This is a genomic window from Paenibacillus jilunlii, assembly GCF_900102965.1.
In the GTDB taxonomy this organism is placed as follows: domain Bacteria; phylum Bacillota; class Bacilli; order Paenibacillales; family Paenibacillaceae; genus Paenibacillus_AQ; species Paenibacillus_AQ jilunlii.
This window is the reverse complement of record NZ_FNGM01000009.1, coordinates 182,305-198,038: the sequence shown is the minus strand read 5'-3', so window position 1 is coordinate 198,038 and position 15,734 is coordinate 182,305. Positions and strand designations below refer to the sequence as shown.

Annotated in this window: 14 protein-coding genes; 10 read left to right on the top strand and 4 right to left on the bottom strand. The window is 51.3% G+C overall.

The window, feature by feature from the left end; genetic code table 11:
- Positions 1–52 precede the first annotated feature (52 nt).
- The 4 genes from BLQ82_RS16850 to BLQ82_RS16835 form a co-directional block, all read right to left on the bottom strand.
- Positions 53–2,581, bottom strand: a complete 2,529-nt coding sequence (locus BLQ82_RS16850) for an FtsX-like permease family protein (RefSeq protein WP_062521753.1) — start codon at positions 2,579–2,581, stop codon at positions 53–55.
- Positions 2,578–3,279 carry an ABC transporter ATP-binding protein gene (locus BLQ82_RS16845; RefSeq protein ID WP_062521751.1) on the bottom strand — a complete coding sequence of 234 codons (702 nt, stop codon included), beginning with the start codon at positions 3,277–3,279 and terminating at the stop codon, positions 2,578–2,580. The genes BLQ82_RS16850 and BLQ82_RS16845 overlap by 4 nt, the downstream gene beginning before the upstream one ends.
- Before the next feature lie 93 nt (positions 3,280–3,372).
- Positions 3,373–4,407, bottom strand: a complete 1,035-nt coding sequence (locus BLQ82_RS16840) for a sensor histidine kinase (RefSeq protein WP_062521749.1) — start codon at positions 4,405–4,407, stop codon at positions 3,373–3,375.
- Positions 4,404–5,090 carry a response regulator transcription factor gene (locus BLQ82_RS16835; RefSeq protein ID WP_062521747.1) on the bottom strand — a complete coding sequence of 229 codons (687 nt, stop codon included), beginning with the start codon at positions 5,088–5,090 and terminating at the stop codon, positions 4,404–4,406. The genes BLQ82_RS16840 and BLQ82_RS16835 overlap by 4 nt, the downstream gene beginning before the upstream one ends.
- A 299-nt stretch (positions 5,091–5,389) precedes the next feature.
- Here BLQ82_RS16835 and BLQ82_RS16830 point away from each other — a divergent pair, with 299 nt between their 5' ends.
- The 10 genes from BLQ82_RS16830 to BLQ82_RS16785 all read left to right on the top strand — a co-directional run bounded on the left by BLQ82_RS16830 (position 5,390) and on the right by BLQ82_RS16785 (position 15,685).
- Complete coding sequence (locus BLQ82_RS16830) at positions 5,390–5,692, top strand: A22B family peptidase (RefSeq protein WP_039835142.1); 303 nt, start codon at positions 5,390–5,392, stop codon at positions 5,690–5,692.
- A 46-nt stretch (positions 5,693–5,738) separates the two neighbouring features.
- Positions 5,739–6,416, top strand: coding sequence for a PspA/IM30 family protein (locus tag BLQ82_RS16825; protein WP_039835143.1), 678 nt, complete (start codon positions 5,739–5,741; stop codon positions 6,414–6,416).
- A 4-nt stretch (positions 6,417–6,420) separates the two neighbouring features.
- Positions 6,421–6,906, top strand: a complete 486-nt coding sequence (locus BLQ82_RS16820; protein ID WP_062521746.1) for a PspC domain-containing protein — start codon at positions 6,421–6,423, stop codon at positions 6,904–6,906.
- Positions 6,907–6,909: 3 nt separating this feature from the next.
- A complete protein-coding gene (locus tag BLQ82_RS16815; protein ID WP_020430982.1) occupies positions 6,910–7,614 on the top strand; it encodes a PspA/IM30 family protein in 705 nt (234 codons plus the stop codon).
- A 427-nt stretch (positions 7,615–8,041) separates the two neighbouring features.
- Positions 8,042–8,689 carry a cell wall-active antibiotics response protein LiaF gene (gene liaF / locus BLQ82_RS16810; RefSeq protein ID WP_039835145.1) on the top strand — a complete coding sequence of 216 codons (648 nt, stop codon included), beginning with the start codon at positions 8,042–8,044 and terminating at the stop codon, positions 8,687–8,689.
- Positions 8,690–8,728: 39 nt separating this feature from the next.
- Positions 8,729–9,763 (top strand): sensor histidine kinase, encoded by a 1,035-nt coding sequence (locus BLQ82_RS16805; RefSeq protein WP_062521744.1) that lies wholly within the window; start codon positions 8,729–8,731, stop codon positions 9,761–9,763.
- Between the two features lie 20 nt (positions 9,764–9,783).
- On the top strand, positions 9,784–10,440 hold the full coding sequence (locus BLQ82_RS16800; protein ID WP_062521841.1) for a response regulator: 657 nt from the start codon (positions 9,784–9,786) through the stop codon (positions 10,438–10,440).
- Positions 10,441–10,515: 75 nt separating this feature from the next.
- On the top strand, positions 10,516–11,457 hold the full coding sequence (locus BLQ82_RS16795) for a YwmB family TATA-box binding protein (protein ID WP_062521742.1): 942 nt from the start codon (positions 10,516–10,518) through the stop codon (positions 11,455–11,457).
- 458 nt (positions 11,458–11,915) lie between these two features.
- On the top strand, positions 11,916–13,466 hold the full coding sequence (zwf, locus tag BLQ82_RS16790; RefSeq protein WP_062521740.1) for a glucose-6-phosphate dehydrogenase: 1,551 nt from the start codon (positions 11,916–11,918) through the stop codon (positions 13,464–13,466).
- A 632-nt stretch (positions 13,467–14,098) separates the two neighbouring features.
- Positions 14,099–15,685: a peptide chain release factor 3 gene (locus tag BLQ82_RS16785; RefSeq protein WP_062521839.1), complete on the top strand. Its 1,587-nt coding sequence runs from the start codon at positions 14,099–14,101 to the stop codon at positions 15,683–15,685.
- Positions 15,686–15,734: the final 49 nt, after the last annotated feature.

Genomic DNA, 15,734 nt, shown 5'->3' with positions numbered 1-15,734 from the left:
AGAGTCCATATGGACGAATGTCGTTAATTTTGCAAGATGAAGAAGCTAATGGTTATTCCGTTTGCCGCAATCTTTCTACAATCGTGTCCTTGCTCAGCATTCTGTAGGAGGATAAGGTGACTGTATACGCAATAGCAGCCAGGACCGGAACGGCCAGAATGAAAGGCAGCCAGCCCATATGGAAGACGGTAAAGGCCATGCTGTCCGCGATACTTTTGGAAATACTGTATGTCAAAAATACGCCTAACGTGGAGGTGATGGACACTGTTAAAAGGACATTGAACAGCCCTTCATAGACCAGAACTTTTTTCAGCTGCCGTTTGGTCATGCCGATGCTTTCGAGCAGAGCGAACTCATTCTTTCGGGTAATGACTCCGGTAATCACTGTGTTGATATAATTAAGGACACCGATCAGCGCTATGACGAAGCTGAGGCCGTAGCCTACCGTCTGAAAAATGCGGATAAATCCGCCAAGCTCCTGCCTGTAATCTTCCCTTGATTTGTAGACCAGTTCGTCGCTTGAAGCCGCCAGGGATTTGGCGGTCTGAGCTGCACTGTCCAGCTTAGCCGGATCGACGTGAAGCGTTACTGACAGAGCCATAGGCGGCTTGCTTCCCGCAGGCAGCTTTCTTGTCAATTCTGATGAGGGGAAGAAAGCATTATAGCCATAAGGTGAAAAAACATGAGTAGTTGCAGCATATAGGGCATTATAATTTAAGACGGCCATGACCTCATAGCTCTTTCCAAGACCCTTATACTCAATATGATCACCTGGATGATAATACGATTCATAAGTATCCCCTACCATTGTGGACTCAGTCACCAGCACATAGCTTCCGGAGGCGAATTTCTGTGGATCAAAGCTGCCTTCAATGACATCTTTCTGCACCAGGTCATACCACCCGGCATCAATGCCGTACAGATTGAGCTGAATGAAATTATTCTTAAGAACCCAAGTAAGAGCCGGTTCAGGTGAAGCAGTCTCTGCCAGAGGCTTCAGTGCTGCGCGTATCGTATCATCTATAGTGTAGTTTTCAAATTTATAATAGACACTGTCCACCCTTTTGACTCCGTCAATCTTCCCCAGCGCGCCTATGAAAGGCCCCGAAAGCTTATAGGGATCACCGGGCTGCTCGCCTGCGGACTGCACGATAGCTCTATTGCGGATAACAACGTCCCCGGCTATATACGAACTCAGGTACTTATTGACATCCAGTGAAGAGATGACGGTAAAAATAATGCTGAACAAGATCATGCTTAAGGAGAGCGAGGTCAGCATGAGGAACAGCTTCTTTTTATTGCGGAAGAGGTTGGCGAAGGCCATGCCGTACAGCTTTGCCCCGCGTTTCGAACGTTTGTTCATCTTGCGCTTTGCACTTACGCCTGCGAACCGCACGGCCTCTACAGGAGCAATCCGCGCGGCCAGCCGGCCTGGCTTGCTTGCAGCGATCCAAACCGTCAGGTAGGCGAATGCGGCAGCCCCGATAAAGATCCATGGACTGGCGGAATAGGAAGTTTCAACAGGCTCGTCTGAAAGGGTACCCAGAAGCGGAGTCAGTGCCCGGCCAATCCCGTAACCGGAAGCGAGCCCGAAGGGAAGCCCAACCAGATACAGCATTTGAGACTGGATAGTGATGATTCTTTTGAGCTGTCTCGGCGTAGTTCCGATGGCCTTCAGCAGGCCATAAAATTTGACATCCCGCACGACCGAGATGTAAAAAATATTATAAATCAGCAAATACCCGCTCAGCATGATGATCAGAATGACAGCCAGATAAGGCACCAGATTGATGATATTTTCCGAGAGAGACGAAGTGGTGTAGGCCCAATTAATCCCGGTTGGCACATCCAGCCCTGTATCCGCAAGCACCTTGTTCAGTTTTTTTTCGATATCCACGGCATTGCTGAACATTACACTCAGCTCTGCGGTATTCACATAGGAACCGCTGGCCTTGGACTTTACCGGATCAATAGAGGACAGGTTCTTCTGCACCCAAGCATCGGAGACGAAAGCCAGTCCTGCCATCGACAAATTTTTGTCCGCCTCATAATACCCTGACACAATAAAATCCTGCTGAACCACACGCTCCCCGATATCAATGTCCAGACTGGCCTTCTGGCCCAGCGCATGCTTGATGCCGAGCTTATCCATCACCCAGGTGCTTAGCACAATCTCATTCTCAGCGGATGGCAGCCCGCCTTCGATAAAGTCAACAAAGCTATGCCTGGCGGAAGATTCGTCGATCCGCTTCACCTCTACCGGGCTGTCCTTGAACACTTCATTCCGCAGATCGCCTGCATTCAGCATCACGCCGTATTCCCGTATGGAGGAATGTTTCTTCAGCGTTTCCACCTGCGCCCGGGTAAGATATTTGAAGCCTCCGTGAAAATCAGTGCCTGAGGTTTTCATCTGGGTCAATTCCATGGATTTGTTGAGACTTAAGACCATTGTGAAAATGGAGGTGATAAGCAGGGTTGTCAGGATGACAGCGCAGATCACAGCCAGATTGCGCATCGGATTGGCCTTCAGGCTTTTCAGGGAGAGACGGGTTACGATTTTGCGGTTGTTAGTGCTGATCATAACAGGCTTGCTCCACTGGAGGCGGCATTGCCTGAAAAGATGCGTCCGTCTTCAATGCGGATAATGCGGTCGGCGGTCTGGGCGATGGACTCGTTATGGGTAATCATGACAATGGTCTGATTAAATTTTTTACTCATCTGTTTGAGCAGAATCAGCACTTCCTGGCTGGTTTTGCTGTCAAGATTGCCTGTGGGCTCGTCTGCCAGAATAATGGAAGGCTTGGTAGCCAGGGCTCTGGCAATAGCCACCCGCTGCTGCTGGCCGCCGGAGAGATTGGAGGGCAGATTGTGGATTTTCTCCTGAAGGCCCAAGGCCCCGATTACCTCGTTCAGATACTGCTGATCGATTCTGCCGCCGTCGAGTTCGATAGGAAGCAAAATATTTTCGAGCACATTCAGAATCGGCACAAGATTATAGCTCTGAAAGACGAAGCCGACCGACCGGCGTCTGAAGATCGTCAATTTCTCATCGCTCATCGCGAAAATATCGTTGCCATCCACAAAAACCTTGCCTGATGTAGCCCGGTCCAGGCCGCCCAGCATATGCAGTAAAGTGCTTTTTCCGCTGCCGCTGGTGCCGACAATGGCCAGAAACTCCCCTTTCTCCACGGATAACGATACATCGTCCAGCGCTTTTACCGTCGTCTGCGGATCTTTTCCGTAATATTTCTTCAGATGCTCGATTCTCAAAATAGGCATGGGTATGTCATTCCTCCATCATCTTTGGTTGTTCCTTAAGATAACAGACAATTCTAACCCTCCAGTGTCTGAAATCTGTCGGTATTGACACAATTAGATCTGGGGGAGAAAGACCACGAGCTTCGTTCCTTTACCAACCTCGGATGCTGCCGTAATAAAACCTCCCTGGATGCTGACAATCTTATGCGTCAAATAGAGTCCGATCCCGATGCCTTCGTAATCCCTGGCGCTATATCCCCGGTAAAACCGTTTGAAGATATGCTCAAGCTCATCCTTCCGAATCCCCATCCCCGTATCGGAAATATCAATTCGTGTAAACATTTCATTGCTTTCGGCTACAATCATGATGCTGCCGCCTGCTTCCGTATACTTGACCGCATTCTCCAGCAGGTTGAACAGTGCTTCGCTGGTCCACTTATGATCGTGGCGGGCTCTCGTCAGCGGATCGCATTCAATCTGGATGCCGATCCCTTTGCTTTCTGCACGGGTATAGATATGCGACACAGCTCGGGTAATCGTCTCAATCACGGGACTGACAGTGCTTTGCAGCGTGATCATGCCCGTTTCCAGTCTCGACAGTTTGACCAGAGAGGTAATCAGCCATTCGAGCTTTTCCGATTGTGATTCGATCTCGTTCAGCAGAAGCCGGGTATTGCCGCTGAGTTCCGGCGTTTCGGCAAGCAATTGGCTGTACATCATGATACTGGAGAGAGGGGTTTTGGTCTGATGGGAGATATCGGAGATCAGCTCTTTGATGGTATTCTTTTCGGTTTCCAGATTCTGCTCATTCGCTTTGTTGATCTCAATGTAGCGCCATAATTTATGCTCCAGGGAAGAGAGGCTGGTCTCGTCGAAATGGGTCATTTTCTCCCGCCCATGAATCGCCCGGTCCACCATTTCATCAACAGAATCCATGAAGCTTGTAATCTGCTGCCGCAGCGTCCAGTTCCATAAGCCTCCCAAGATCAGCATGCAGGACACGAAAAGGACCGTCAGTTCCGTGAGTCCAGGGTGCCCTCCTTCCAGAAAGGCGACCATTCCGGCGTAACCCAATACCAGAAGCAAAAAGATTGTTGAAAAAACGAAGTTGCACCTTTTGGAGCTCTGTACATATTTACTGTTGGTCATGGTTTTGGCCTTTCCGCCCACATATACCCCAGGCCATAGACTGTTCTGATGTATTTTGGATTGGAGGGCTCGTCCTCAAGCTTGGCACGCAGCCGTTTGACGGCTACCGTCAGTGCGTTCTCATCCACAAACTCGGCCTCCTGCGACCAGATCTTGTCGATTAGCTGTTCTCTGGTTAAAATCGTGCCGGGATTCCCAACCAGTATTTTCAGCAGCTTCATTTCAGTTTTGCTAAGGATTAGTTGTTCCGTATTCTTATAAAATTCCAGCTTTCCAAAATCAAAGCTTAAGGGACCGAGTGTTATTTTGACCTCGCCGCGGGAGGCAGTTCGTTTGAGGACGGCCATAACCCTGGCCCGGAGGACCATCAGGCTGAAAGGTTTCGTAATGTAGTCATCGCCCCCAAGCTCAAACCCTGTAACGATATCCGGTTCCATATCATTCGCAGTCAAAAAGATAATCGGCACCTGGGAGGTTCTGCGGATCTTCTCGCAGTAGTCCAGTCCGCTTCCGTCGGGAAGATGGATATCCAGGATGATAAGATCAATCTTATTAGAAGAGAGGATTTGCTCCGCTGAGGTGATATCATAGGCTTGCTGTATAGCCAGATCATTCTGGGCAAGGGTCAGGGCGATGCCTTTATTGAGACTGCGGTCGTCCTCAACGATCAATAGCGTTTTCATAGGTTATGCTCCTTTGTTCAGCCGCATGTTGCTGCCAGTCCGATTAAGGGGTGTTTAAAGATGAGGCCTCTTTACTTCCATAATTATGTACAACGGTGAAGTATTACGCAAACTGAAAGTTGACAGTGCGGAGAGTAATGTGAAACTCCTGCCTAACGTAAGCCCGGTAGCCTGCAGTCCCATAGCCTCCCCGACTAAGGTCCAGTACACAAAACCGTCCCCGGTCTGTTTTAGAAGTCTGCGGATTGCCCTAGAATAAGGCTATAAGGTTCAAGGTTAACGAAAGGCGGTGAGAAAAAATGCAAAGAAGACAAGGTAACGGACTTGCGATTGTTCTGATCGTGCTTGGAGCGATTATGCTGATGGGGATTGCCCTTCCGCTGATCCATGGAATGTTCAGAATTTTGTTCCCGGTATTGCTGGTTGTTCTCGGGTACTACGGAATTAAAAGCGGACGCAAGATTATCGGCTGGGTGGTAATGTTCATCGGTGTCATGTCCCTGATCGCCAAGCTTGCCTGGATCATCGGACCGCTGCTCGGTATCGCGCTGGTGGTTTGGGGCATCTCGGTGCTGAAGGGCAGAAGAAATGGAACATATTAAGCATCTGAAGATTACTTAATAAGAAGCAGGGAGGGAGCAGGAAATCATGAGTGTTTTTCGCCGCATGAGGGATATTACCGTAGCTAACTTGAATGAACGACTGGAACAAAGCCAGGACCCGGTGAAGCTGATCGATCAATTTCTACATTCAACCCGTGAGGAAATCACCGAAGCTGAGCGGTTGTACCAGCAATATGCAGCCCATACGAAGCAATTGCAGCAGCAGGTCAATCAGGCGACAGCCATGAAGAACAAACGTGAAGAGCAGGCACTGCTGGCGCTGAAGGCGGGCGAGGATCATCTGGCCAAGCTGGCGCTGCAGGAGAAGATCATTCACGAGGAAAAGCTGGAGCAGTACAGCGGACTGCTGGAGCAGAGCCAGCAATCACTTTTTGAGCTTGAGAGCCAACTCAACGAGCTGAAAATGGAGTATCAGACGGTCTACAGCAAACGCCAGTATTATGCAGCACGGATGGAGTCGCTGCGGCTGCAGCAGCGCATGAACCAAAGAGCCACAGCTTATGGCAATGGCAGTGATGTTCCCAAGATGTTCGGCCGGCTGGAAGACCGGATGAGCGATTGGGAGCTGGAGGCGAAGAGCCTGCGCGATTTGCGCCGCATGGGGCAGGAATACGCTATTCAGGCTGGAGAAACCGTGGCGACTGTACTCGAAAGAGAGATGGCCCGCCTGAAGGAGAAGCTGAACAACGATGGAAAGGAGTAGTTCTATGACCCGATTGTATCGTTCAACCCGAGACAAGGTGATGACAGGGCTGGCAGGTGGATTGTCCGAGACGCTCGGCATCGACTCCACGCTGTTCCGGATTCTGCTGCTGGTCAGCATTCCTTTTACCGGCGGAACCACCATTCTGGTGTACTTCATCGCAGCGTTTATTATTCCCAAGGAGCCGACCCAGTATAATCCTTTCGGACCTGGACCCGGCGCACCGGGGGGCCCTTATGGCGGCCCATACGCAGGCAGACCTGAGCATGGACGCGGACCGCAAGGACCTTTTGGTCCTCAAGGACAAGGCGGCTACGGCCCTTACGGCAGCCAGCCGGGCTACAACCCCGGTTATGACAAAGCGGGAGCTTATTCGGCACAAGACTCCGGTATTGATGCCATGATGAAGGACATTGAGAAGAAGGCATTGCAAAAAGAAGTAGAAGAACTCAAACAAAAACTTTCTAAATACGAGAAGGGAGAAGTGTAAATTATGGGAGTATTTCAACGGATTAAGGATATGACAAAGGCGTCGGTAAATGACTTGCTGGATAAGGTAGAGGACCCAATCGTAATGCTGAACCAATATCTGCGCGATATGGAGGCTGAAATTCACGAAGCTGAGGTAACCGTAGCGAAGCAGATGGCCAATGAGCGCCGCATGAAGCAGCGTGTTGAGGAAGCGGCAAAAGTATCCGGACAACGTGCCGCTCAAGCTGAACTGGCACTGAAGAATGGCCAGGAGGAAGTTACCCGCAAGCTGCTGGAAGAAAAAATCTACTTTGACCAGAAGCATGCCGAATACAGCGAGCTTCACGCTCAGGCAGAGGTTCAAGCTAAGGAACTGGTGCAGCAGCTTCATGATATGAAGGATGAATTCTACAAGCTGCGCAACAAACGCAACGAGCTGGTATCCCGTGCCCAAATGGCCAAGGCCAAAAAGCAAATGTCGCAAATCAGCAGTGTTCATGCCATCGAGAGCGGCAGCGCGTCCCTGGGCTTCCACCGCATGGAAGAAAAAATCATGCAGCTTGAAGCAGAAGCAGATGTGCTGCGTGCACCTTACAGCCCTTCGGCAACAGCATACAGCAAACCGGTTGATGCCGAAAAGCAGCTGAAAGTGGAAGAACAGCTCGCCGCACTGAAGAGCAAGCTGAACACTACTCCATCTTCTCCTTCATTGGATAAAAAAGAGTAATAAAGCCTGTTCCTAAACAATAGGCAGATATGATATGCTGATCAAGGTAAAGCCATACGGTATGGATCTTCCATACCGGTATGGCTTTTATAGCGGGATGCGGGCAACGCTGCAGAACCTTATGAACCCTGCAATTCAATGTTAGGTTGAACCACAGATAGACCCCATCTAGCTTTTAAGACATCCTAGCTAATTGTATTTTCTGCAGTTAAAAGGGTGGGGAACCCTGTGCTTTTAACGTAAAATGTATTTTGTGCAGTTAAAATCGGCTAAAATCGCTTATTTACTGAATTGCAGTCTTTTTAAGTGTAGAGAGTACAATTAGCTTGACTTTTGAGCAAATTTGGGACTTTTTAATGGTAGGAAATACAGTTATAACATGCTTACGAAGAGAGTTTTGCTCCGCAAAACATATAGGAGGTGCGAAATGGATAAACGGAACCGTATGATTGCCATTGGACTGATCGGCGTCGGCTGCTTAATGATATTTGGCAGATGGCTCGGATTTTTCTCCATTGTCGCGCTTCTGTTCCTGCTGCTCGGGATTTACCGGACAACGTCGGGCAAGGTCAAACAGGGGTATAAGCTCCTGGGGGTTGGGGCCGTGCTGCTGATGCTGGATCATCTGCTGCTGGTGCTCGGAATTTGCCTGATCTCTCTGGGGATGTTTTTTGTGAAATCCAGACGGATGCAGCGCAGGGGCGGGTTTATGCAGAAGCAAAGCTTCTCGTCCAGATTTGACTGGGATCTGTCACCTTGGGTCATGCGCAGCCTGAGTGCCTGGCATGTGCTGGGGGAGGCAGATATTGATTTGTCGCTGGCAATGGCAGAGGACCGGGAGACGGTGATGCTGTTCCAGGGGATTTTTGGCGACACGGATATTCATCTGTCCGAGGATTACGGGGTGGAGATCGAGGCTTTCGTGCTGTTCGGCTCTATTGAGTTCGGGAGCCACCGCGATACGGGTATGCTGAACCGGTTGAACTGGAAGTCGGCTAACTACGACAGCTGTGAGCAGAAAGTGAAATTTAATATTTCTTATCTAATGGGTGACCTGGATGTGCGGGCAGACTAAGCGGCCCTGACACTTAACCAAGAAGGAGAGCTTCCCGGCATGGGCAAAAAAAGCAGCAATATGGTTACGCGCAGCATGGGTGAGGGGGCTCTGTTCTCTTTGGTCATGCTGCTCGTTATCCTGTACATTATGTATACATATGGATATTTGCAGCCGTTTGAGGATTGGAAAATCGGCGTAAGAACAGCGGTCACGCTGATTCTATTGCCTGTGGTGTTCGGTATTGTTTTTGGCTTCTACCAGGGGTTTCGCACCAAACGGAAGCTGGAGCGGCTGCGGGCTACCCTGGTGGCCTGGGAAAAAGGAAATCTGACTCCGGCTATGCCGGATCTTGGCAATGATGAGCTGGGCAGGCTCAGCGGGCAGCTCAGCCGGATCAGCGGCAAATGGGAGAACCAGGTGAACACGCTGCAGCGGCTCTCCACCAACAATGCCAAGCTGGCCGAGCAGGCCCGTGTATCCGCAATTATGGAAGAACGGCAGCGGTTGGCCCGGGAACTGCACGATGCCGTGTCCCAGCAGCTGTTCGCCATCTCCATGACGGCAACAGCGGTAGGACGGACCCTGGAAAAGGATTTTGACAAGGCACAGCGGCAAATTGCGCTGATTGAAGAGATGTCGGCCGTTGCCCAGTCCGAGATGCGCGCGCTGCTGCTGCACCTGCGTCCGGTCTATCTGGAGGGCAAAGGGCTGCGGGAGGGACTTCAGGAGCTGATCAAGGAGCTGGAGATCAAGATTCCGATCGACATCGTATTCGAAATGGACCCGGATGTGCAGCTGTTGAAGGGTGTGGAGAATCACTTGTTCCGCATCGTGCAGGAAGCGATCTCCAACACCCTCCGCCACGCTAAGGCGGAAAAGATGGAGATCCGGCTGCACCGCCGGGGCGATACCGTCCGGCTCACCCTGCGGGATGACGGGGTCGGCTTCGAGATGGATGAGAGCAAGCAGACATCCTACGGCCTGTCGAACATGCAGGAGCGGATTAACGAGACCGGGGGCTCGATCCAGTTCATTACCGCCCCGGGTAAAGGCATGCGGATCGAGATTACTGTACCATTAGTCAATGAATAGGAGGAACGGGTGCCATGGAGATGGAAGAAGCGGAAGCGATTAAAGTACTGCTTGTAGACGATCACGAAATGGTCCGGATTGGTCTTGCCGCGGTGCTCGGCACCGAGGATGGAATAGAAGTGGTAGGAGAGGCCGGAAGCGGAGAAGAAGGCATCCGGCTTGCCCAGGAATACAACCCAGATGTGGTCCTGATGGATCTGGTGATGGATGGCATGGACGGGATTGAAACAACGAGGCAGCTTCTGAAGCTGTACCCGGACTGCAAAGTCATTGTGCTGACCAGCTATCTGGACGATGAGAAAATGTATCCGGTGATTGAGGCCGGCGCATTCAGCTATCTGCTGAAGACCTCGCGGGCCAGCGAAGTGGCGGATGCGATCCGTGCAGCCGCAAGAGGCCAGTCCGTGCTGGAGTCGCAGGTCGCCTCCAAAATGATGAACCGGTTCCGCTCCAATGCCAAAAGCAGTGAAGCACCAGCCTACAAGGAGCTTACTGAACGCGAGATGGAAGTGCTCAAGCTGCTGGCTCAGGGCAGATCCAACCAGGATATTGCCGACCAGCTGATCATCGGCATTAAGACTGTGAAATTCCATGTGACGAATATTCTCGCCAAGCTGGGTGTGGAGGATCGCACCCAGGCGGCTATTTATGCCTATAAAAACGGACTTGCAGAATAGCTGAAGGTATATAATCTTTCTTCCTGGTTATCCTGTTTAGTAGATTACTAGACCGGATAGAGAGGAAGATGGAAGATGGGGAACAGAGGGACAAGCAGAGGTGCAGGCAAAGGAGCAATACTGCTGATCGGGCTCGGTATGGCAGCGGTGCTTATGGCCGGGTTCCGCAGTCCGGAGGGAGCCGGTTCATCCGGACATCTGTCTGCTGCAGCGGATGAAGGACATGCAGGCTCAGGTTCAGCCGTTCATCCGGTGTTCCGCCAAGCAGGTTCCTCCAACTTGGTTCAGGCGCAAATCCGCCCCTCTTCCGCCGTAACCGATGAAGCTTCATCCCCGGCAGGGTCCGATGATGAAGGCCTTACAAGCTCGCTCTCAATGTTAACAACTCTTGGCCGCGCAGCCACTCTGCCGGATTCACCGCTCCGGCTCGTATTGAAGTGGCAAGGTGAAACCAGCGGCGTATCCGGTGCATCTGCTGGAGCTGCGGCAGAGCGCCTTGCCGGGAAGCTCGGACTTGGGACGGTCAGCACGTCTGACGAAGACGGGCATATGACTTCACGCGCAGCTGCGGCTCTTGCCGGAGCGAAGGTTTCGCTGTTCTGGAGCGAGCTGGGAGGCGGACGCAGCTATGTGATCGTAACCTTCGAGACGGCAGATCTGCGGCAGACGCCGGAGCTTCCGGCCGCTGCGGCGTCTGCCGGACAGAAGCTGCTGCAAGCGGGAATTGCGGCGGAGTGGAATGCCTCGCTGCAGGGTGCCGCGAAGGAGCAGGGCGGCGCGGAGAATGCACTATTTTCCATAGAGCAGACGATTCAAGAACAGCTCCCCGGTATGAACCCGGAAGAGAGCTACGAAGATGACAATACATACAGCCGCTCCTACAGTGTGCCGGGACTTGAACGTACCGTCCGCAGCGGCAGCCATGCCCTTGCTCTCCAGCTTGCGGTTCATACGAACGGGAACAATAATACCAACCGGGTAACGATAGGTTTGCCTTTGATCACGATTGAATATTGAGCATGTAAAATACAAGCTGAAGGGATCTTGCCAGAACTTGTGCCAGACTATAATTTTCAGATAAGCCGTTGCGCGGATTTAATATCCTGTGGACGGCTTTAGTTATGCTTGTAATGCAAATTGATGAAAGTTAGGCATACTGTGTTGTGGTATTTTAGAGGTTAGAGCGGGTATTCCGGTCGAAAACTCTACAAGCGGGTTCTGCGTTGCGGAGCCTTTGGCAGGAGGTTATAATATGTGTGTGAGTGGCAGGCTTCATAGTCCTATAAGCGGGAGCGCATAAACAGATAAGAAAGAGTAATGGAAATTTGCGAAATCCCGAGAAAAACTGTCAGAAATGTGATAGCATCCTTAGAGCGAATATGATAAAATGACATCACGCCGTCATACGTTTTTTATGAACTGTCCGGCGTTGAGAATGATTGTCAACTATATTACATACAGAGAGATGAGGAGCCATGGCTGAAAATCAAACCCTTGATGCACTGCATACACCCGGTGCTGTATTCTTTATCTTTGGGGCAACCGGAGATCTGGCCCGCCGCAAGCTTTTCCCGGCGATTTACAGTTTGTACCGTGAAGGCAAGCTAACCCATGATTTCGCGGTCATTGGCGTGGCTCGGCGTCCCCGTACCCAAGAAGAATTCCGTGAAGATGTGAAGGAATCGATTCAGGAATTCTGCCGCTACCAAGCGGGAGATGCAGCCGAATGGAATGAGTTCGTACAGCATTTTGAATACAAGTCTTTGGACATCAACAATATTGAAGGCTTCCGTGAGCTGAACGCGCAGACTGAAGCACTGGAAGAGAAGTTCCGGATTCCGGGCAACCGGATGTTCTATCTCGCCCTCGCTCCCGAGCTGTTCGGCAGTGTCTCGTTCAACCTCAAGGCTGGCGGCATGCTGCAGACCCGGGGCTGGAACCGTCTCGTCATCGAGAAGCCGTTCGGCTACAATCTGGAATCCGCAGAACAGCTGAACGAGCAGATCCGGCAGGTGTTTAAGGAAGAAGAAATTTACCGGATTGACCATTACCTGGGCAAAGAAATGGTGCAGAACATTGAAGTCATCCGGTTCGCCAATGCCTTCTTCGAGCCGCTCTGGAACAACAAGCATATTGCCAACATCCAGATTACTCTCGGTGAAACCGTCGGTGTAGAAGAACGCGGCGGATATTATGACCATGCCGGTGCGTTGCGCGATATGGGGCAGAACCATATGCTGCAGCTGCTGACAATGATCGCGATGGAACCGCCAAGCCGTCTCTTGGCTGAAGATATCCGTGATGAGAAGGTCAAAGTGCTTCGTTCACTGCGGCCTTACGCTTCCTCGGAGGAAGTTCATGAGAATGTGGTGCGCGGACAATATACGCAAGGCCTCTACAAAGGCAAAACCCTCCCGGCTTACCGCCAGGAAGACAAGGTTGATCCGGAGTCGAATACGGAGACGTATTTTGCGGCCCGTGTGTTTGTGGACAATTTCCGCTGGGCGGGTGTACCGTTCTATATCCGCACCGGCAAACGTCTCCCTGTGAAGACAACGGAAGTGGTAGTGGAGTTCAAGGGTATGCCGACCAACGTCTATTTAGGTCAAAAGCATAAGCTCGAACCAAACCTCCTCGTCATTCGCGTGAATCCGATGGAAGGCATTTACGTGAAGATCAACGCCAAGAAGCCGGGCTCGGAGTCGGAAATCCAGCCGCTCGCCATGGACTTCTGCCAGAGCTGCATGGTAGGCATTAACTCGCCAGAGGCTTATGAGCGTCTACTGCATGATGCGGCACGCGGCGATTCGACCTACTTCACCCGTTGGGATGAAGTCTCGTCGGCCTGGTCTTTTGTGGACCGTATTGCTCAGGCTTGGAGGGAAGGCACCGGCGATCTGGCCTCCTATCCGGCTGGCTCCTGGGGTCCGGTTGAAGCCGATCAGCTGCTGGCCCGTGAAGGCTTCCACTGGTGGCCTGTCAACGGACAGGATGAGGACAATGTGGTGTGGCAGGCTAACATTTAATTCATTGTGTAAATAATATATAGTGTGCAAAGAATCCCCCTGCAGAGGCTGCAGGGGGATTCTGAGCGAATAATGAAAAACTATATTGCTTTTTGGGCTGTATGATTGTACTTTGTGCAATAGAAAGTTCATTTATCTGCGGCAAATCGCATTCTGCTGTATTTCGTGCAATAGATTTCGGGAGAGGGGGTCAAATGACACCTTATTCACGGAATTCTGCTGTACAAAGTGCAATAGCTTCAGTTTTTCGTCCGATTTAGGGGAGATCTGCTGTACAAAATGCAATTGAACACGCTCGAACTTTGATTTGAATGAGTTGCAAATCGGCGTAAGAGCGGCCGAAAGTCCAAATATTCTCCGTAGCAGCTCCAGCCTATTTTTTATAAGACCTAATCCACCTTAATACAGCTCAAGATAATTTACCTTCCCCCGCTTAGATGTAGATAATCTTCCCCGGATTTTGTTATACTGAAAAGGATGCTTTCAACAGAAGCGGAAATGTAACGATAAAGGTACTGTGGCAACGGCAAATTCACCGACGAAGGGATTTGTACAAATGAGCAGAGCACCGATTTGATGGGTAACCGGCAATGGAAGAGAAGCATGAATTTATATATGAAGGGATATGTGCAATGAATAAGGCACTGGATCAGAAGCTGCAACAGGAAGTGGATAAACGCAGAACGTTTGCGATCATTTCCCACCCGGATGCGGGGAAAACAACATTGACGGAGAAACTGCTGCTGTTCGGCGGCGCGATCCGCCTGGCGGGGTCGGTTAAGGCCCGTAAAGCGAGCAAGCATGCGACAAGTGACTGGATGGAAATTGAGAAGCAGCGCGGAATCTCGGTAACATCCTCCGTGATGCAATTTGACTACATGGGTCACCGGGTGAATATTCTGGATACTCCGGGTCACCAGGATTTCAGTGAGGACACCTACCGTACCTTAACGGCTGCGGACAGTGCGGTCATGCTGATCGACGTTGCAAAGGGTGTGGAAGCCCAGACGATCAAGCTGTTCCAGGTCTGCGCCAAACGGGGCATCCCGATTTTTACATTCATCAACAAGCTCGACCGCGAAGGCCAAAGTCCGTTCGAGCTGATGGAAGAGCTGGAGAATGTGCTGGGCATCCGCTCCGTACCGATGAACTGGCCAATCGGGGGCGGACGCGAGCTGTGCGGCGTATATGACCGGATGAAAAATCAAGTAGAGCTGTTCCAGGGCGACGACCACTCTGTAATTAAGGTTCAAAAGGTAGAAAGCTATAATGACCCGATCATCCGCGAGATGGCCGGCGAATACCTGCATGACCAGCTGTGCCAGGATCTGGAGCTGCTTGACGTGGCAGGAGATGCTTTTGACTATGAAAAGGTGCTGCGCGGTGAGCTGACACCGGTATTCTTCGGCAGTGCGATTAATAATTTCGGCGTGCAGACCTTCCTGGACAACTTCCTGGAGCTGGCACCGAAGCCGGAGCCGCGCCGCAGTACTGCCGGTTCCGTAGAACCGACGAACGAGAAATTTACCGGCTATGTGTTCAAAATTCAGGCGAACATGAACCCGGCCCACCGCGACCGGATCGCCTTCCTGCGGATTGTGTCGGGGAAGTTCGAGCGCGGGATGAGTGTCAAGCATGTGCGTGCGGGCAAGGATATTAAGCTGTCCCAGCCGCAGCAGTTCCTGGCCCAGGACCGGGATATTGTTGAGGAGGCGTTTCCGGGGGATATTATCGGGCTGTTCGATCCCGGTATTTTCCGCATTGGGGATACGCTGAGCCAGGCCGGGGATATTGAGTTCGACGAGCTGCCGACGTTCTCGCCGGAGATTTTTTCCAAAGTAAGCATCAAAAACGCCCTGAAATCGAAGCAGTTCCAGAAAGGGATCGACCAGCTGACCGAGGAGGGCATGATTCAGGTGTTCCGCACGGTCAACTTCGACGATATTCTGCTGGGCGTAGTCGGACAGCTGCAATTCGAGGTCTTCGAATACCGTATGAAAGGCGAGTATGGCGTGGACGTGCAGCTGCAGCGGATGAGCTACCAGTTTGCACGCTGGATTGTGGATGAGAACAAGCCGGACCCGGGCAAGTTCCGCATCAACTCCACACTTGTTACGGATAAGAAAGGCAACTATGTGGTGCTCTTCGAGAACGAATACGCGATGCGTACCGCCATGGAGAAAAACCCGTCCGCGAAGTTCCTGGAAACTGCTCCTTGAGTAACCGGACATCTCGCCGCGAATAAGAAATAAGCTTTGCGAAAAAACC

Coding starts and splice junctions, on each gene's coding strand:
- BLQ82_RS16850 (WP_062521753.1), bottom strand. CDS start 2,581: ATGATCAGCACTAACAACCGCAAAATCGTAACCCGTCTCTCCCTGAAA.
- BLQ82_RS16845 (WP_062521751.1), bottom strand. CDS start 3,279: ATGCCTATTTTGAGAATCGAGCATCTGAAGAAATATTACGGAAAAGAT.
- BLQ82_RS16840 (WP_062521749.1), bottom strand. CDS start 4,407: ATGACCAACAGTAAATATGTACAGAGCTCCAAAAGGTGCAACTTCGTT.
- BLQ82_RS16835 (WP_062521747.1), bottom strand. CDS start 5,090: ATGAAAACGCTATTGATCGTTGAGGACGACCGCAGTCTCAATAAAGGC.
- BLQ82_RS16830 (WP_039835142.1), top strand. CDS start 5,390: ATGCAAAGAAGACAAGGTAACGGACTTGCGATTGTTCTGATCGTGCTT.
- BLQ82_RS16825 (WP_039835143.1), top strand. CDS start 5,739: ATGAGTGTTTTTCGCCGCATGAGGGATATTACCGTAGCTAACTTGAAT.
- BLQ82_RS16820 (WP_062521746.1), top strand. CDS start 6,421: ATGACCCGATTGTATCGTTCAACCCGAGACAAGGTGATGACAGGGCTG.
- BLQ82_RS16815 (WP_020430982.1), top strand. CDS start 6,910: ATGGGAGTATTTCAACGGATTAAGGATATGACAAAGGCGTCGGTAAAT.
- liaF (WP_039835145.1), top strand. CDS start 8,042: ATGGATAAACGGAACCGTATGATTGCCATTGGACTGATCGGCGTCGGC.
- BLQ82_RS16805 (WP_062521744.1), top strand. CDS start 8,729: ATGGGCAAAAAAAGCAGCAATATGGTTACGCGCAGCATGGGTGAGGGG.
- BLQ82_RS16800 (WP_062521841.1), top strand. CDS start 9,784: ATGGAAGAAGCGGAAGCGATTAAAGTACTGCTTGTAGACGATCACGAA.
- BLQ82_RS16795 (WP_062521742.1), top strand. CDS start 10,516: ATGGGGAACAGAGGGACAAGCAGAGGTGCAGGCAAAGGAGCAATACTG.
- zwf (WP_062521740.1), top strand. CDS start 11,916: ATGGCTGAAAATCAAACCCTTGATGCACTGCATACACCCGGTGCTGTA.
- BLQ82_RS16785 (WP_062521839.1), top strand. CDS start 14,099: ATGAATAAGGCACTGGATCAGAAGCTGCAACAGGAAGTGGATAAACGC.